Origin of the sequence: Mesorhizobium sp. M5C.F.Ca.ET.164.01.1.1 (assembly GCF_004792125.1) — a bacterium.
Lineage (GTDB): Bacteria > Pseudomonadota > Alphaproteobacteria > Rhizobiales > Rhizobiaceae > Mesorhizobium > Mesorhizobium wenxiniae.
Map to the genome: position 1 here is coordinate 1 of NZ_SRTG01000438.1, position 308 is coordinate 308.

At 69.2% G+C, this 308-nt stretch carries 1 pseudogene; it reads left to right on the plus strand.

Annotated features, from left to right (window positions below):
- Positions 1–308, plus strand: a pseudogene (locus EN807_RS34175) (DNA polymerase I); the annotation flags it as partial.

Genomic DNA, 308 nt, shown 5'->3' on the forward strand with positions numbered 1-308 from the left:
GGCCGGCCTCTCGGAAAAATGGCTGGGCCATGCCCCGGCCTCCAAGAAGGAGCTTGCCGGATCGGGGAAAAGCGCCGTCGGCTTCGATCAGGTCGATATCGAGCGCGCGACCGCCTACGCCGCCGGGCAGGCCGATATCACGCTGAGGCTCTGGCAGGTGCTGAAGCCCAGGCTTGCCGCCAAGGGCCTGGTTTCCGTCTACGAGCGGCTGGAGCGGCCGCTGGTGCCGGTGCTGGCCCGGATGGAGCAGCGCGGCATCTCCGTCGACCGGCAGATCCTCTCCAGGCTGTCGGGAGAGCTGGCGCAGG